General features: G+C 72.3%; 12 protein-coding genes. 7 read left to right on the top strand and 5 right to left on the bottom strand.

Annotated features, from left to right (window positions below; genetic code table 11):
* Positions 1–47: 47 nt before the first annotated feature.
* The gene (locus WMF27_RS31870) at positions 48–659 is read right to left on the bottom strand and encodes a hypothetical protein (protein ID WP_437765099.1); all 612 of its coding nucleotides are present in this window, start codon (positions 657–659) and stop codon (positions 48–50) included.
* A 391-nt stretch (positions 660–1,050) separates the two neighbouring features.
* Between WMF27_RS31870 and WMF27_RS31865 the strand changes: the two genes are divergently transcribed.
* The 3 genes from WMF27_RS31865 (at position 1,051) to WMF27_RS31855 (ending at position 5,171) form a co-directional block, all read left to right on the top strand.
* A complete protein-coding gene (locus WMF27_RS31865) occupies positions 1,051–1,263 on the top strand; it encodes a twin-arginine translocase TatA/TatE family subunit (RefSeq protein ID WP_437765100.1) in 213 nt (70 codons plus the stop codon).
* 96 nt (positions 1,264–1,359) lie between these two features.
* On the top strand, positions 1,360–4,494 hold the full coding sequence (locus tag WMF27_RS31860) for an MXAN_5808 family serine peptidase (protein ID WP_437765101.1): 3,135 nt from the start codon (positions 1,360–1,362) through the stop codon (positions 4,492–4,494).
* Positions 4,495–4,616: 122 nt separating this feature from the next.
* Positions 4,617–5,171: a TerB family tellurite resistance protein gene (locus WMF27_RS31855; RefSeq protein WP_437765102.1), complete on the top strand. Its 555-nt coding sequence runs from the start codon at positions 4,617–4,619 to the stop codon at positions 5,169–5,171.
* A 48-nt stretch (positions 5,172–5,219) separates the two neighbouring features.
* Here WMF27_RS31855 and WMF27_RS31850 read toward each other — a convergent pair whose 3' ends face one another.
* Positions 5,220–5,525: a hypothetical protein gene (locus tag WMF27_RS31850; protein WP_437765103.1), complete on the bottom strand. Its 306-nt coding sequence runs from the start codon at positions 5,523–5,525 to the stop codon at positions 5,220–5,222.
* An 82-nt stretch (positions 5,526–5,607) separates the two neighbouring features.
* Between WMF27_RS31850 and WMF27_RS31845 the strand changes: the two genes are divergently transcribed.
* The gene (locus WMF27_RS31845; protein WP_437765104.1) at positions 5,608–6,576 is read left to right on the top strand and encodes a uroporphyrinogen-III synthase; all 969 of its coding nucleotides are present in this window, start codon (positions 5,608–5,610) and stop codon (positions 6,574–6,576) included.
* Here WMF27_RS31845 and WMF27_RS31840 read toward each other — a convergent pair.
* Positions 6,564–7,376, bottom strand: coding sequence for a hypothetical protein (locus WMF27_RS31840; RefSeq protein ID WP_437765105.1), 813 nt, complete (start codon positions 7,374–7,376; stop codon positions 6,564–6,566). The genes WMF27_RS31845 and WMF27_RS31840 overlap by 13 nt on opposite strands.
* A 77-nt stretch (positions 7,377–7,453) precedes the next feature.
* Entirely contained in the window at positions 7,454–10,216 is a 2,763-nt protein-coding gene (locus WMF27_RS31835) for a tetratricopeptide repeat protein (protein ID WP_437765106.1), read from the bottom strand.
* A gap of 786 nt (positions 10,217–11,002) precedes the next feature.
* Between WMF27_RS31835 and WMF27_RS31830 the strand changes: the two genes are divergently transcribed.
* The 3 genes from WMF27_RS31830 to pdxA all read left to right on the top strand — a co-directional run bounded on the left by WMF27_RS31830 (position 11,003) and on the right by pdxA (position 14,606).
* Positions 11,003–12,448: a TldD/PmbA family protein gene (locus tag WMF27_RS31830; protein ID WP_437765107.1), complete on the top strand. Its 1,446-nt coding sequence runs from the start codon at positions 11,003–11,005 to the stop codon at positions 12,446–12,448.
* Between the two features lie 203 nt (positions 12,449–12,651).
* Positions 12,652–13,506: a winged helix-turn-helix domain-containing protein gene (locus WMF27_RS31825; RefSeq protein ID WP_437765108.1), complete on the top strand. Its 855-nt coding sequence runs from the start codon at positions 12,652–12,654 to the stop codon at positions 13,504–13,506.
* Positions 13,503–14,606, top strand: a complete 1,104-nt coding sequence (gene pdxA, locus WMF27_RS31820; RefSeq protein WP_437765109.1) for a 4-hydroxythreonine-4-phosphate dehydrogenase PdxA — start codon at positions 13,503–13,505, stop codon at positions 14,604–14,606. The genes WMF27_RS31825 and pdxA overlap by 4 nt, the downstream gene beginning before the upstream one ends.
* A 38-nt stretch (positions 14,607–14,644) precedes the next feature.
* Here pdxA and WMF27_RS31815 read toward each other — a convergent pair whose 3' ends face one another.
* Entirely contained in the window at positions 14,645–15,637 is a 993-nt protein-coding gene (locus WMF27_RS31815; protein WP_437765110.1) for a ketopantoate reductase family protein, read from the bottom strand.
* Between the last annotated feature and the right edge of the window lie 44 nt (positions 15,638–15,681).

Here is a 15,681-nt window from a genome sequence, read left to right as displayed (position 1 = left end):
AGGGGGGCGCCTGCCCCGCGCCGCCGCCCGGGGCGACCCCGGGCCCCTCAGAAGGTCGCCCGGAGGACGGGGACGCGGACCTCGTGCCCCTGCGCCACGCCGAACTTGAACATCTCGTCCTGCGAGTAGAGCGGCTTGAACGAGAGCGCGGGCACGCCGAGCGCGACCCGGCGCGGCGTGATGTCGACGAGGCCGAGCCGGGGCGCTTCCCAGCGGGCCCGCCGGAGGATCCGCGCGGCGTCCGTCGTGAGCTGGACGTTGATCCCCGGCTGCGGGGGCTCCGCTGCCGGCTCGTTGCGGATCGGCTCGCTCTGGTCGGAGTCGGGGGGCTTGTACGCGGTGGCGTTCAGGGTGACGACGAGGGTCGGGATGACCAGCGCCATGCCGCCGGCGAGCATGTAGAGCGGCACCTCCGCGGGCGGATCCGCCGCCTCGACGAAGTAGCCGGCGACGCCGCCGCCCACCGCGCCGAGCCCGCCGAACACGAGGTACGGCCAGGCGCGCTCGACCCCGACCGCCCCCATGGTCAGCATCACGACCTCGCCGCCGAGCAGCGCGCCGCCGACGATCCCCTTGCCGTCGACGCTCACCGTGTCGCCCTCGCTCGCCTCCTGCGCGCTCGCGCGCCCGGCGGCGCCGGCGAGCACCGCCGCTGCCACCGACGCTCCTGCCAGACAATGCGCTGCCTTTCGATTCAAGCGGTTCATCGGCATCGTATTTTCCCCGTGTCGACTGTCGCGAAGCCTGCGAGGGCTCAAGCCATGGATCACCACCGGCCTCATCCGAGCCTGGCGTCCGGGCCGGCCGGCTGGCGATCCCGTTTGGGCCGTCGAGCCGTTCTTGATTTGTGAACCGCTGGCGGAGTGAGCGGGTGCACACGCGCCTCGTCTCTCCTCCAGCGAAGCCGGTGCGCGAGCCTAGCACGGGTCTCAGCGCTTCGAACCGCTGCATTGCCGGTGCGGAGGATGGGTGGTATGGCTCCGACGCAAACCGGGCCGTGGCCCGCCGACCTGCCGCCGAGCGCGCGGCAGCCTTCAAGGGATCAACGCTATGGGCCGCATCGGACCGCTCGAAATCGCTCTCCTCATCGGCCTCGCCTTGCTCCTCTTCGGCGCGGGGAGGATCGCTGACATCGGGAAGGGGATCGGCGAGGGCATCCGGAATTTCAAGAAGGGGATCCGCGACGAGGACGACGAGGATCCCGCCAAGCAGCTGCCGGCGAAGCCCGAAGAGAAGCCAGAGGACACGCAGAAGCCCGTGTAGCGCCCGCGCTGGAACGCGGCGCTCGGGGGCGATCGGGGCGATCGCGCACCGACGTTGGTCGACGCTCGCTGGAGCACGTCTATACTCGATCGCCGTATGGCTCACCGACCCATGGAGCGCATCGCCAAGGCGCTCGTCGTCTCCGCCGCGTTCCCGCTGGCAGCGTACTTCGTCCTTCAGTTCGGCCCTGGCGGGCTCTGGCGCGGGTTCGAGCCTGCGCTGGCGGTCACCGGGCAGGTAGCCAAGGCGCCGTACGACCTCACGCGCCTCGAGGCCGTCAACGAGACGCTCAAGATGATCCGCGACAAGTACGTCGAGCCGGATCGCGTCAAGCCGAAGGAGATGCTGCTGTCGGCGCTCAACGCCGTCCAGCGCGACGTCGCGCAGGTGATCGTCCTCAACGAGGATCCGAACGAGGTCACCGTCCGCGTCGAGACCAGCGAGAAGAAGTTCCGGATCGACAACATCCAGGGCCCCTGGGACGTCTCCGCGCGCCTCCGCGAGGTCTTCGCCTTCCTCCAGAAGAACCTCCGCGGCACGGAGGTCGATCTGCGGGACGTCGAGTACGCCGCGTGCAACGGCATGCTGCACACGCTCGACCCGCACTCGTCGTTCCTGAGCCCCGAGGCGTACAAGGAGATGAACCTCTCCACGTCGGGCGCGTTCGGCGGGCTGGGCGTCGTGATCTCGATGCGCGACCAGAAGGTCACGGTGCTGAGCCCCATGCCGGACACGCCCGCGGGGAAGGCGGGCCTCCAGCGCTGCGATCACATCGAGCGGATCAACAACGAGTCGACGGTCAACATGTCGCTCGACGACGCCGTGCGGAGGCTCCGCGGCGATCCTGGCACGGACGTCACCGTGTGGGTGGCCCGCGAGGGCGAGGCCAGCACGAAGCCGTTCAAGCTGACCCGCGAGGTCATCAAGGTGAAGTCCGTCGAGTCGCGCGCGCTGGACGGCGGCGTCGGCTACGTCCGGCTCAAGCAGTTCCAGGCGACGTCGACCGCGGAGCTCGACGCGGCCCTCGAGGGGCTTCGCTCCAAGGGCCAGCTGAAGGGGCTCGTGCTCGACCTGCGCGGCAACCCGGGCGGGCTGCTCGATCAGGCCGCGCGCATCGCCGACAAGTTCCTCGCCGACGGCGTCATCGTGTCCACGGTCGGCGCCTCCGAGGGGCGCGAGGAGAAGCGCGCCAAGGGGCCGGGCACCGAGCCGCTGTACCCGATCGTGGTGCTCGTGAGCGGCAACAGCGCGAGCGCGAGCGAGATCGTGGCCGGCGCGCTCAAGAACAACGATCGCGCCGTCATCGTCGGCTCTCAGACGTTCGGCAAGGGCAGCGTGCAGCTCGTCTTCCCCGACGTCACGGCCGAGAAGGCGGCCCTCAAGCTCACGATCGCGCAGTACCTGACGCCGGGCGACATCTCGATCCAGGGCGTCGGCGTCACGCCGGACATCGAGCTCGATCCGATGACGGTCGACGAGACCGAGATGGATCTCACGGTGCAGAAGGACGGGCTCCGGGAGCGCGACCTCTCGGCGCACCTCTCGAACGCGCGGGCGGCGGCCGCAGGCAAGCCGTCCGAGGTCGTTCGCTACCAGCTCACGAGCGCCGAGCGCGAGCAGATGCGCGATCGCGGGGGCGACATCGACGAGGACTTCGCCCTCGACTTCCCCATCCGCTTCGCGCGGGAGCTCGCCGCGCGGATGCCGCCTTCCACCCCGAGGCTCCAGCAGCTCCGGGCGGTGCACGATCACATCGAGCAGGTCGGCAAGGAGGAGCTGGGCAAGGTCGCGGCCGAGCTGGCGAAGCTCAGCGTCGACTGGTCCGACGCGCCCGAGGGGGTCACGCCGGCGGCGAAGTCCGAGCTCGACGTGAAGGTCGAGACCGATCGCCCGAACGCCGAGGCGACCGCGGGCCAGCCGATGGAGCTCCGAGTCACGGTCAAGAACAACGGAAAGCAGCCGGTCTACCGGCTCCGTGGGACCACGGAGAGCGACAACTCGTACTTCGACAGCAAGGAGCTCATCTTCGGCAAGATCGCGCCCGGCCAGACGAAGACCGCGAAGGTGCCGCTCGGCTGGTGCGAGGTGGAGGAGCCCTTCTGCCCGATCCGGCCGCGCAAGGAGCCGAAGAAGCGCGTGTGCAGGATCCCCATGGACGCCCTGTCGCGGAGCGATGGCGTCAAGGTGAAGTTCGAGGTCGAGGGGGCGCCAGAGCCGCCTTCGGCCGAGATCCGGCCCACGGTGCGCGCGCTCGACCGGCCGCTCTTCCAGTACGCCTACCAGATCGTCGACGACCGCGAAGGCAACGGCGACGGGCTCATCCAGAAGGGCGAGCGGGTCAGCATGTACCTGACCGTCAAGAACGTCGGCAAGGGGCCGTCGTACGAGACGCAGGCGAACCTCGCGAGCCGCTCGGGCGACGGGCTGCTGCTGCACGCGGGGCGCTTCGACATCCCCAACATGAAGCCGGGCGACGTGCGCAAGGTGGCCTTCACCTTCGACGTGGAGTCACAGCTCTCGGAGCCCGAGGCGACCCTGTTGCTCTCGGTGGGCGATCGCGATCTCCGCGAGTTCGCCAGCGAGAAGGTGAAGATCCCGATCTCACCGCGCATCCAGCTCAGCGGCGGCGGCTCCACGGCGAAGGCCGGGACCGGGGGGGCGACGCTGCTGCCGTCGCCGGAGGCGAGCGCGCGCGGCTTCGGCCGGCTCCCGGCGGGCACCGTGGTCAAGGTGCTCGGCGAGGCGTCGGGCGGGTTCCTCAAGATCGACCTCGGCGCGGGGCGCTTCGCGTTCGTCGCGGCGCGCGAGGTGGCCCCTGGCGGCGGGCCGGCCCCGGCGGCGGTCGCGTTCGAGGACCTCTACTCGCACGCGCCGCCGACGCTGGACATCGCCGCGGCGGCGCTGGCGACGACGGCCGGCACCGTGAAGATCACGGGGACGGCGTCGGACAGCGAGCGGCTGCTCGACACCTTCATCTTCGTCGGGTCGCGGAAGCTCTACTACAAGTCGAACCGCGACGGCGCCGACCCGAAGAAGGCCGAGTTCTCGTTCGAGGCGCCGCTCCGGCCGGGGGTCAACGTGATCTCCGTGGTCGCGCGCGAGACGCCCGACACCACGACGCGGCGCACGCTCGTCGTGCGCAAGGACGGGCCTGACGGCTCGATCCTGAAGACCCCGAAGTCCGACAACCCCGTGGACGATTGGATTGCGGACCGCGGCGGTGAGGAGTAGGTCGCTGGCAAATGGACGAAGGCGACGACAGCCAAGGCGACATGGACCACCGCGGTGACGGGCGTAGAGGGCAATGCTCCGCCGGGCTGCCCTGTCCGGCGAGGATCTGGTAGCCTCATCACGTGGGACTCCTCGCCTGGCTCGGCCTGAAGCAGGGAGGCTCGTTCCCGAACCTCGACGCCCTCCTGACGGAGCTCCGCGCGGCGCTCCCGGACGACGAGGCGGTCGTCCTCCGCTACATCGCCACCGTCATCGTCCTGCTCGGCAAGGTCGCCTGCGTCGACGGCCGCTTCTCCGACAAGGAAGACGAGCTGCTCCGCGAGCTGCTCACGCACGTCGACGGGCTCGCGCCGAGCGGCGTCGAGGCGGTGTTCAACGCCCTCCAGGGCAAGCTGCCCGCGCTCCAGGAGGGCGAGGTCGACCGCTGTTACCGCGAGCTCAAGGCGCTCTGCAACGCGAGCGAGCGGGTGGAGGTCGTGCGCCTCTTGATCCGGCTCGCGGCGGCGGACGGCGCGCCCACGCCGGCCGAGCGGGCCGAGATCGAGCGCATCGCCGAGGAGCTCGGCGTCTCGCTCGCCGACATCGAGCCCGACCTCGCCGTCGAGGCCGTCCATCAGGCGGGCTCCCCGGCGCCGCCGGACGACCGGAGCGATCCCGGCGGCGAGCCCCCGGCGTGAGCCGGGCGCAAGCGCGCTCGTCTGCTCCGTCTGTTCCGTCGCGCTCGATCAGTCGCGCGCGTCGCGCTGCTCGGCGCTGCCCTCGGGGCTCGGAGCGCGGTTCGCGAGGCCGAGCGCCCGTCGCTGCTTCAGCGCCGTGAGCGCCACGAACAGGACGAACAGGACGGCCCCGAGCACCGCCACGAGCACGCCGAAGTTGAAGAGGTAGTGCGCGCCCTGCGCGCCCCCCACCCCCATCAAGAAGATGCCGAGCAGCGCGATGCCCGCGCCGATGACGGGATCAGGGCCGACGTCGTTCTCCGACGTCGCACGCGAGAGCCCGCTCCCCTGGACCCCGGAAGCCTCGTTGCTCATCGGATGGCTCACACGGAGGAGCTTAGCAAACTGGTCCACCGCCCGAAACCCGCCCGCGCCGGACCCGGGCTATGCTGCGCGGGTGAGCACGCCCACCCACCCACGCAACGACCGTCCTTCTCCGCCCGCGCCGTCTGACTTCGCCGGGCGCCGCGTCATCTGCTTCGAGAGCCGCCGCGCCTCCGAGATGGCCTCGCTGATCCAGCGGTATGGCGGCGTGCCCGTCACGGCGCCCACGCTCCGCGAGGTGCCCATCGACAGGAACGAGCGCGCCCTCGACTTCGCGCGGCGCCTCGCGGGCGCCGAGTTCGACCTCGTGATCCTGATGACCGGCGTCGGGACCCGGGCGCTCGTGGCCGAGGCGGCGCCCGCGCTCGAGCCGAACCAGGGCGGCGGGGCGTCCGATGGCGACGGTGGCGCGGACGCCCAGGGCGTATCTCTCCTGGCGGCGGCGCTCTCGTCCGTGCAGATCGTCGTGCGCGGCCCCAAGCCGGCCGCGGCGCTGCGCGAGCTGGGCCTGACCCGCTTCACCACCGTCCGGGAGCCGAACACCTGGCGAGAGATCGTCGAGGCCGTCAGCGCGCTCGGCGACCTGCGCGGAAAGCGCGTCGCCGTCCAGGAGCACGGCGCGCCGAGCCACGAGCTCTACGCGAGCCTCGCGGCGGCCGGCGCGCAGGTCACGCCGGTGCCGGTGTACCGCTGGGCGCTCCCGGAGGACACGGCGCCGCTCCGGCAGGCGCTCCGCCTCATGGCGGACGGCGGCGCGGCGATCACGCTCTTCACGAGCCGCGCGCAGGTCGAGCACGCGCTCCTCGTGGCGGCCGAGGAGGGGCTCGTCGAGCGGCTGCGCGCCGCGCTCGCGCGGGGCGTGGTGGCGTCCATCGGGCCGGTCTGCACGGAGGCGCTGCGCGCCGAGGGGATCGAGCCGGATTTCGAGCCGGAGCACCCGAAGATGGGCCACCTGGTCAAAGCGGCGGCCGCGCGCTCGATCGAGATCCTCGTCGCGAAGGGAAATCGGGGCGACGCGCCCCTGCCGCCTCAGTCTTCGTAGTCGTCGTACGCCTCGTCCTCGTCGGTGGAGCGCGCCACGGTCGCCGGTCGGGGCGCGAGGCCGGGCCCTGCGCCGGCGGCCGCGCGCTCGTCCATGTCGGCGTGGCCCCTGTCGATCAGCTCGGCGCGGTAGAGCACGCGCCCGTCCTCCGCCGTGATCTCACCGCCCACGTCGCCCCAGGTGAAGTCGTCGCTCTGGAGCGTGCGCATCGTCGCCTTCGTCTTGCCGAGGCGCACGCGGAAGCTCGTCCGCTGGCACGGGATGGAGGCGCCGCCGACCTCGACGTTCACCGCCTCGCTGCCGAGCACGTCCTCGTTCTCGTCGGCGGCGAGCGCGGTCTTGGCCATCATCGCGTCGTAGGCCGAGAGGGTCGCCGGCCGCTCCGCGCCGTCGTCGATCCACGCCGCGCCGAGGATCTCACCGCGCCTGCTGGGCTCGTCGCTCATGCGGACCCGCAGCGCCTCGGCCTGCTTGCCGTCCTCGAGGATCACGTCGACCACGAGGACGTCCCCCTCGCGCGCGACGACCCGCTGCGTGAGGAGCAGCGGCGTCTTCCTGAAGCTGCCCGAGAACCGGTAGGCCACATAATCGCCGGGCTTGCGCGCGCCGGGCGCCTGCTCGGCGATCGGGCCGCGCTCGTCCGGGCCCTTCGCGCGCTGCGGGACCTCGCGCCGCGCTTGCGCCGCCACCTTGGCGGAGGCGTCCTGCGGGCGACCGGAGCGAGCGTTCGTCTCGATCCCGGCGCCGCAGCCGGCAGCCAGGACCGAGGTGAGGGCGGCGAGGAGGAGCGGTCGGTTCATGCTCGTCCGGTACCGGAGAGCGCCCGCCGTGGCCCAATTTCTGGCGGTTCCAGGGCGCGCCCGCGCGCGCTATGGGTTCAGGGCAGCTTGCCGCTCGGGAGCATGTCGTCGAAGGCGGCGTCGAACTCGTCGGCGATCATCTCGGCGCCGACGGCGCGCGCGGCCGGCTTCGGGACGTCGATGCGGCGCAGCCGCTCCGCCACGCTGCCGCGCGGGTCGCTGTAGCTCGGGCTCATCCTGGCGACGCGCTGGAAGTAGTAGAGCGCCTGCTCGGGGACGCCGCGCATCTCGTAGGCGTTCGCGATCTCGTAGGTCAGCGCGAGCTCCTGCTCGACCGTCTTGTGCGAGGCGTGCAGCCCGCGGATCAGCGCGTCGATGCCTGCCTCGATGTTGCCCATCTGGAGGTGGGTGACGCCGATCATCGATTGGCAGACGCACTCTCGCCCGGGGTCGCGGGAGGCGAGCTCGAACTCGCCGATGGCGTCGGCGTAGAGGCCCATCTCCTTGTAGGCGACGCCGAGATCGTAGTGCGTCGACGCGTCGGACTCGGAGATCTGCGCCGCGACGCCCGCCTTGAACTGCTCGAAGACGCTCTCGACGCTGATCTGCCGAGGATCGTCCTGGACGCCCGTCACCGAGCCCGGCACGACCTCGAGCTCGTCGATCATCTTGAGCGACTCGGCGATGTCGAACGCGCGATCCTCGTCCGGCCGCTCGCTGCCGCGCGGGACGGCCCGGGTGCCGCTCTCGTTGTCGGTCGCCGCCCGCACCACCACCCGCGCGTCCGAGGCCAGCTCCGTGACCTCGCGCAGCCGTTCCATCAGGAGCGGGTGGTTCGGCAGCCGCGCCAGCTGCTCCTCGAGGATGTTCCGCGCCTCGTCGAACATCCCGTGCTGCGCGAAGAACTCGACCTCCTCGAGCGCGTCCTCGTCGAGCGCGTCCGCGCGCCGCAAGGAGCCCGGCGGCACGGAGCGGCCCGACACCGGCCGGACCGACGCCGGTCGGCCCGACACCGGGCTGTACAGGGCCGGCGGCGGCGCGGCGAGCACGGGAGGGGGAGGTATCGACGACGCCGGGGGCGGAGCCTGGGACGCAGCGACGGCGAGGGGGTGCTCGGGCGCGCGGCTCGGGTTGACCGACGCCGTCTCCTCCTCCTCGTCGTCGATGGCCTCGAGCTCCTCGACGTCCTCGAGCTCCTCGACGTCCTCGATCGGGAAGCTCGGCAGCGGCGGCTCGTTCGCGAACGGATCGTCGAGGTGCGTGACGAGCTCGGGCCGCCGGGGGAGCGCCTCGACGACGCCGTCTTCATCGAGGGTGTACGCGGGCAGCGGCGCGTCGGGGTCGTAGAGGTCCTGGCTCGGCACCTCGGACGCATAGGCGTCGTTCTCACCGGCCGTCGGCGAGGCTTCCGGCCCGGCGGTGTCTTCCTCCGCGAGCTCCTCCTCCTGCGGCACGGCGTAGCCGAGCAGGTTGAGCATCTCCGTGGCCTGGGCGTTGCCGGGATCGAGGAGCAGCACCTCGTCGAGGAGCCTCGCCGCGTCGTCGACGGCGTCCTCGCTGGCCAGCTGCTGCGCGAACGCGAGCATCTGCTCGACGGCGGCGTCCTGGTCGCCCGCCTCGATCAGGACATCGCAGAGCTTCTCGCGCAGCTCTCGAGCGGCCGGCAGCCGGGCGACGCCGCCCTGGAGGAGGGCGATCGCCTTGTCGTACTGCCGGTCGCGCCGGAGGCTCTCGGCGTGCGCGACGAGCTGCCTCGGGCTCGCGATCGGCGACGTCGAGGGCTGCGACGCGCGGAGCGGGATCGGCACCGCGGACGCGGGCTCGTCGTCCTCGACGTCGAGCTCCTCCGCCTCCTCGTCCTCCTCCTCCTCGAGCTCGACGTCGATCGACGCGCGCGTGTTCCTCGACGAGGGCGCGATCTGGGAGGCGAGCTGGCGCACGCCCTCGTCGTTCGGGGCGCGCGTGATCAGGGCCGAGACGAGCGCGGTGAACTGGTCGACCCGCCCGGCCTCCTTGGCGATGCGCGCCGACTCCTTCTGCACCTCGATCGCCTTGGCCGGCTGCCCGAGCAGGTCGAAGGCGCGGGCGAGGAGCGCGAGCGTCTCCAGGTCCTTCGGGTTCTCCTTGAACGCGATCTGGAGCTTGGTCAGGGCCGACATCCCGTCGCTCGGGTCGCCGCGGTCGAGGTAGATCTCGGCGGCCATGCGGGCGAATCGGGCGTCGGGGCGGTGCTGCAGCAGGCGCTCGACCACCTTCAGCGCGTCGTCGCGCCGCCCGAGCTTGAGCAGGAGCTCGGCCGCCGTCCCGAAGCGCTGGATCGCGGCGTCGTAGTCGCGGACCCGGATCAGCGCCTCCGCGAGGCGGAGATAGGCGAGGGGGTTGTTCGGGTCGAGGTCGACGACCCGCTTGAAGATGTCGATCGCGTCGCGGTCGCGCCCCGCGCGGAGCAGGCGCGTCGCGACCTCGTCGTAGGCGGCGAGCGCGTCGCTCGTGAGCCCGAGCTGCGTGTAGATCTCCGCGAGGCGCGGGACGATGTGGCCGAAGCGATCCTCGTACTGCGGGACGTGCTTGTGGATGATCTCGCGGATCTGCTTGTAAACGGCGATCGCCTTGAGCGCGAAGCCCTGGAGGGAGTAGAACTGGCCGACGCGCTCGTAGGTGGTGATCGCCTCGACGTACTCCTCCGTCTTCAGGTAGAGGTCGCCGATCTTGAGCAGCGTGCGGACGTCCTTCGGATCGTCTGCGACCAGCTTCTGGTACTCGGCGATGGCCTTGTCGAAGCGCTTCCGCTCGACAAGCTTCTGCGCGGTCTGGAGTACCTTGTCGCGATCGACCGCCACGGCGATGGGAATCTCCTGCTGAGGGCAGCAAGGCGTTGCTCGGGCGCCTCGCCGGCATCCCTCACCTCGCCTAAAAAACACCTAGCCAATCCCGCCACCACGTACAAGCGCGCGGCACCGGAAGTTCCGGAAGCTACCGCGAAGGTGCTTGTTTGCAGTGTGCGGCCCCCCGGGGGCCCTGTCTGACGACGCGGCGACCGCCTGGCGCGGTGGCCGCGAGCCCCCGCCCCGGTCGGACGCGGGCGGTCCGGTCGAGGCGCGTCGAAGAGCGCGCCCTACCTGTAGGAACGCGCTGAACGGCCGGGGATTCGCGAAGATCGCGGGGAGGGTGGCGAGCGCCGCCATTCCCGCGAAGACAGCGTTAAGCCTAGCAGTCGAGCGGCCTTGTTGCACATTTCGTGCGATCTTCCACGACCCGCCGACCCGCGGCCGCTTCGCTGGAGGTCGCGCGACCCCGCGATCGCCGGATGCGCCTGGTACGCCTGGTACGCCTGGTACGCCTGGTACGCCTGGTACGCCTGGTACGCCTGGTACCCATCGCGCGCGGGCGATGTACGCGCGCCGCGCGGGCGATGTACGCGCGCCGCGCGGGCGATGTACGCGCGCCGCGCGGGCGATGTACGCGCGCCGCGCGGGCGATGTACGCGCGCCGCGCCGGATGAAAGGGCAGGGGGTAGGTCGCGAGCTCGGCCGTCGCCGGGGGCGAGCGCGGGCGCCGGCGGGAGGGCGCTCCGGAGCGCCGCCGTTTCTCGACCGTCACGGCGAATGGACCTAGAGTTGGGCACCATGTCGCGCAGCCAGGCCTACCGCGCCCCGTTCGCTCCTGGAGAGGAAAATGCCGTCGACGCCGCGCTTTGCGAGCGGCTCCTCTCGGTCGCCCTGTCCAAGGGTGGTGATTACGCTGACCTCTTCTTCGAGTACCGCGCCGGAGGCGGGTTCACCTTCGACGAAGGGATCCTCAAGGCGGCCTCGCGCGGGGTGTCGATGGGGGTCGGCGTCCGCGTCCAGCGAGGCGACGCGACCGGGTACGCGTACACGGAGGACCTCACCTGGGAGGCGATGCGCCGCGCGGCCGAGACGGCGGCGCAGATCGCGACGGGCTCGGGCGGCAAGGAGAAGATCGAGCTCAGGCGCCGCGAGCTGCCGACCCGCTACGAGCTGCCCAGCATCTCGCTCGACGCCCCCGGGCTCGCGAAGCGCGCGCTGCTCGAGCGCGCGAGCGCCGCGGCGCTCGCCTACGATCCCAGCATCGTCAAGGCGGAGGCGAGCTTCGTCGAGGAGGTGCGCGAGGTCCTCGTGGCCACGAGCGACGGGCGGATGGCGCACGACGTCCAGCCGCTCATCCGCTTCGGCGTGCGGGCGCTCGCCGAGCGCAGCGGAAAGCGCCAGGAAGGCTCGAGCGGCGGCGGCGGGCGCATGACGACGGCCTACTTCGAGGGCAAGTCGCCGGAGTGGCACGCCGAGGAGGCCGCCCGGCAGGCGGTCGCGATGCTCGACGCCCGCGACGCGCCCGCCGGCGAGATGAACGTCGTGCTCGCCCCGGGCGACAGCGGCATCCTGCTCCACGAGGCGGTGGGGCACGGGCTCGAGGCGGACTTCAACCGCAAGGGGACCAGCAACTACGCGGGACAGGTCGGCAAGGACGTCGCGAGCCCGCTCTGCACCGTGGTGGACGACGCGACGCTCCTCCAGTCGCGCGGCACGATCAACGTGGACGACGAGGGCCACGAGCCCGAGCGCAGCACGCTCATCGAGAACGGCAAGCTCGTCGGGTACATGCACGACCGGCTCTCGGCCCGGCACTTCGGGCTCACGCCGACCGGCAACGGGCGGCGCGAGAGCTTCGCCGCCGCGCCGATGCCCAGGATGACGAACACCATCCTGCTCGCGGGCCCCCATGATCCCGAGGAGATCGTGAGGTCCGTGAAGCGAGGCGTCTTCGCGAAGAAGTTCGGCGGCGGCCAGGTCGACATCTCGAACGGCGATTTCGTTTTCTCTCTGACCGAGAGCTACCTCATCGAGGACGGCAAGCTGACCGCGCCCCTCAAGGGCGTGAACCTCATCGGCAACGGCCCCGAGGTGCTCCGGCGCGTCACCATGCTCGGCCACGACGTCGCCGTCTCCGACGGCATCTGGACGTGCGGCAAGGACGGACAGAGCGTCCCCGTGGGTGTTGGCTGCCCCACAATCAAGATCGATCTCATCACGGTCGGCGGAACGCGGATCGGCTGATTTTCAAGACTGGAACGTCAGGCGGAAGGTAAGCCCCGCAGCGGTGTTGGTGGGTTTAGCGCGGTGCGTCTTGCCGGCCCGTCGTGACACCCGTATACGGGGCGTTCATGGCGCGTCGCTCGTTCATAGCCATCGTTGGACACGGACCGGATCTGGAGCGCGACGAGGGTGCCGCATCGGTCTTGCGCTCGCTGGGCGCTGACGTGCGAACCCTGGATCTCTGGGACGATCCACCGCGGCTCTTCCACGACGACGAGAGCAAGGCGCGGGCGATCGTCGTCGAGGCGCTCGACAGGCCGGACCTGGCCGCCGCGGCGCTGCGCGCGCTGCGCCGCGAGCCGCGCCTCGAGGAGGTCGGCGCGCTGGTCGCCGTGAGCGTCGCGCAGATCGCGCGGATCGAGCCGTCCAGCGGCTTCGACGACTTCCTGCTCGTGCCGTACGTGCCCGCCGAGCTCTACGCGCGCGTGCGCCTCGTCGAGTGGCGCCGCAGCGAGTTCGCGACCGAGGAGCGGGTGAAGGTGGGCGCGATCGTCATCGATCGCGCGGCCCACGACGTCTCGGTCGGCGGCATGCACGTGCCGCTCACCGCGAAGGAGTTCGCGCTGCTCTCGTACGTGTGCGAGCGCCGCGGAAAAGTTGTGTCGCGGACGGAGCTTCTCCGCCGTGTCTGGGGCAGCCAGTACGAGGGCGGCGCGCGGACCGTCGACATCCACGTGAGGCGTCTCAGGGCGAAGCTCGGCGCGGCGCTGCCGCTCGTCACGCTGCGCGGGGCCGGGTACCGCCTCGAGTCGCCGAGCCCCGGCGCCGGTGGTCCCGAGGGCGGCGATGCGAGCAGGGCGCTCCAGCGGAGCGGGGCCGGCGAGGAGGCCCAGGGCGACGAGCGCGGGGAGCTGCGCGACGAGGACGAGGACGAGGACGAGGACGAGGACAGCGACGACGAGGGCGACGAGGACGAGGGCGAGGGCGACGAGGAGGAGGACGCGCAAGCCAAGCGGCGAGCGGCGCCCTCGGCGAACGACGCCGCGCCGCCCGGGCGCGAGCGGCGCATCACCCGATGACGCCGCCGGTTCGCCGCGGCGGCGCGCGAGCGACCGCCGCCGCGCGCCGCACCGGCGGCGATCGCTCGCGCCCCGCCGGGCCGCCGATCGTCGCGATCAGCGTCGGGTGCCCCAGCGGGGTGGGCCCCGAGGTGGCGGTGGCCGGCGCGGCGTCCGTCGAGGGCGCGCGCTGCGTGCTCGTCGGCGATGAGGCGATCATCCGGCGGGCAGCGAGGCTCGTCCGGGTCGCGGCCCGGCGGCTCGTCGTCGTCGATGGGCGCGCCGCCATCGAGGAGCTCGCGCCCGGCGCGATCGGGCTCTGGGCGGGCAGCGCGCGGCTCTCGCGGCCGAGCGCGTTCGGCCGGCCCGAGGCCGAGGACGGCGCGGCGCAGCTCGCGTGGATCGACGCGGCGACGGATCTGGTCCGCGAAGGCGTCGCTGCGGCGCTGGTCACGGGGCCCGCGTCGAAGCACGCGATCGCCACGAGCGGCGCGCCGGGGTCCGCGGACTTCCTCGGGCACACCGAGCACCTGGGCCGGCGGCTCCGCGCGCGCGAGGTCACGATGGCCTTCGCCTCGGGCAAGCTCGTGACCGCCCTCGTGACGACCCACCTGCCGCTGCGCGAGGTGCCGGAGGCGGTGAGCCCGCGCGAGGTGGCGCGCGCCGCGGTGTGGCTCGCGCGGCTGCTCGGCGATCTCGGCCGCGAGAGGCCGCGCGTGGCCGTGGCCGCGCTCAACCCGCACGCAGGCGAAGGCGGGCTCCTCGGCGACGAAGAGCAGGTGCGGATCACGCCGGGGATCCGCCTCGCGGCGCGGCGGCTTTCGCGCTCGGGCCCGGCGGCGGAGCTGACCGGACCCGTCGGCGCGGAGACGGCGTTCCGGCTCGCGGCGCGCGGCGCGCTCGACGGGGTCGTCGCCATGTACCACGACCAGGCGACGATCCCGAGCAAGCTCCTGGGCTTCGGCGAGGCCGTGAACGTCACGCTCGGCCTGCCGATCGTGCGCACGAGCGTCGACCATGGCACCGCGTACGATCTCGCGGGAACGGGGCGCGCCGACCCGCGCGGCATGCGCGAGGCGATCGCGCTCGCGGCGCAGCTCGCGGCCGCGCGCGCGCGCTGACGCAGCGACGCGCCAAGCCGCGCGCGGGAAGCCGCGGCTCAGCGCGCCCGTGGGCGGCCGCCGAGGTGCGCGAGCAGCCGCTCGAGCGCCGGCATGCTCACGCCGCGCTCTCGGCCCATCTCGAGGACGGCGGCGCCCATCGCGAGGTGCTGCGCGTGGAGCTTGGGGCCGAAATGCACGTCGAGGAACCGCAAGAACTCCGGGGCCAGCAGGCGCACGAGCGCGATGCCCGGCTTCAGCGTGAGCGGCCCGATGCACCGGAGGAGGAGCTTCGTCCACGGGGCCACCTTGCCCAGCCGGTCCGCGAGCGCCACGGACTCTCTCGTGGCCTCGATCACGGTGCGGAGCACGCCGTCGTTCTCGAGGAGGGCGCTCGCCCCGCCGCCCGCGTCGATGGCGGCGATCAGCGGGAAGAACGCGGTCGTGGTGGCCACGTTCTGCGCGCCCACGTCGGGCTCGAGCCGCGCCGGGACACCGGCGCTCGTGAGGCGGCGCGCGAGCTCCTCGAGCGGCGGTCGCTCCGCGGGGGCGCCTCCCTCTTCGTCGATGAGCGTGGGAGCGAGCTCGGTGATCCAGGCGCGGACCACGCCGCGCTCGTCGAGGTAGCCCGAGACGCCCGGCATCGCGGGGGTGATGCGGCGCTGGGCGGCCTCCTCGAGGTCGGCGCGCTGCCTTGGCAGGAGCGGCGTGAGCACCACGGCGGGCGCGGCCGGGGGGCCGCCGCGGAGCAGATCCGCCACCGACCTGCCCGCCGCGCGCTGCGCGGCGCCGCCGAGGTCAGCGCGCGGGACGAGCTGATCGAAGCGCACGGTGATCAGGACGACGTCCGCGTCGGCCGGGATCTCGGTCGCGAGGCGCGGGCGATCGAGCGTGTCGCGCCGATCGGCGCCGTTCACCTGTTCGACCACGAACGGCCGTACGTCGCCGGCGCGCTCGGGCCGGACCACGAACGTGACGTCGTCTCCCTGGGCGGCGAGGCGCACGCCGTAGACCCGCCCGAGCGCCCCCGCGCCCACGATGGTGATCCGCATGGCTCTCCCGTAGCCTGCGCGGCGCTCGGAGAGAAGGGGGCCGT

This window comes from Sorangium sp. So ce281 (assembly GCF_051527395.1).
In the GTDB taxonomy this organism is placed as follows: Bacteria; Myxococcota_A; Polyangia; order Polyangiales; family Polyangiaceae; genus Sorangium; species Sorangium cellulosum_B.
This window is presented reverse-complemented; position numbering and strand designations above follow the sequence as displayed.

Bases quoted from the DNA above. Each gene is read 5' to 3' on its own strand.
- WMF27_RS31815 (WP_437765110.1), bottom strand. From the start codon at position 15,637: ATGCGGATCACCATCGTGGGCGCGGGGGCGCTCGGGCGGGTCTACGGC.
- WMF27_RS31865 (WP_437765100.1), top strand. From the start codon at position 1,051: ATGGGCCGCATCGGACCGCTCGAAATCGCTCTCCTCATCGGCCTCGCC.
- pdxA (WP_437765109.1), top strand. From the start codon at position 13,503: ATGACGCCGCCGGTTCGCCGCGGCGGCGCGCGAGCGACCGCCGCCGCG.
- WMF27_RS31850 (WP_437765103.1), bottom strand. From the start codon at position 5,525: ATGAGCAACGAGGCTTCCGGGGTCCAGGGGAGCGGGCTCTCGCGTGCG.
- WMF27_RS31840 (WP_437765105.1), bottom strand. From the start codon at position 7,376: ATGAACCGACCGCTCCTCCTCGCCGCCCTCACCTCGGTCCTGGCTGCC.
- WMF27_RS31860 (WP_437765101.1), top strand. From the start codon at position 1,360: ATGGCTCACCGACCCATGGAGCGCATCGCCAAGGCGCTCGTCGTCTCC.
- WMF27_RS31830 (WP_437765107.1), top strand. From the start codon at position 11,003: ATGTCGCGCAGCCAGGCCTACCGCGCCCCGTTCGCTCCTGGAGAGGAA.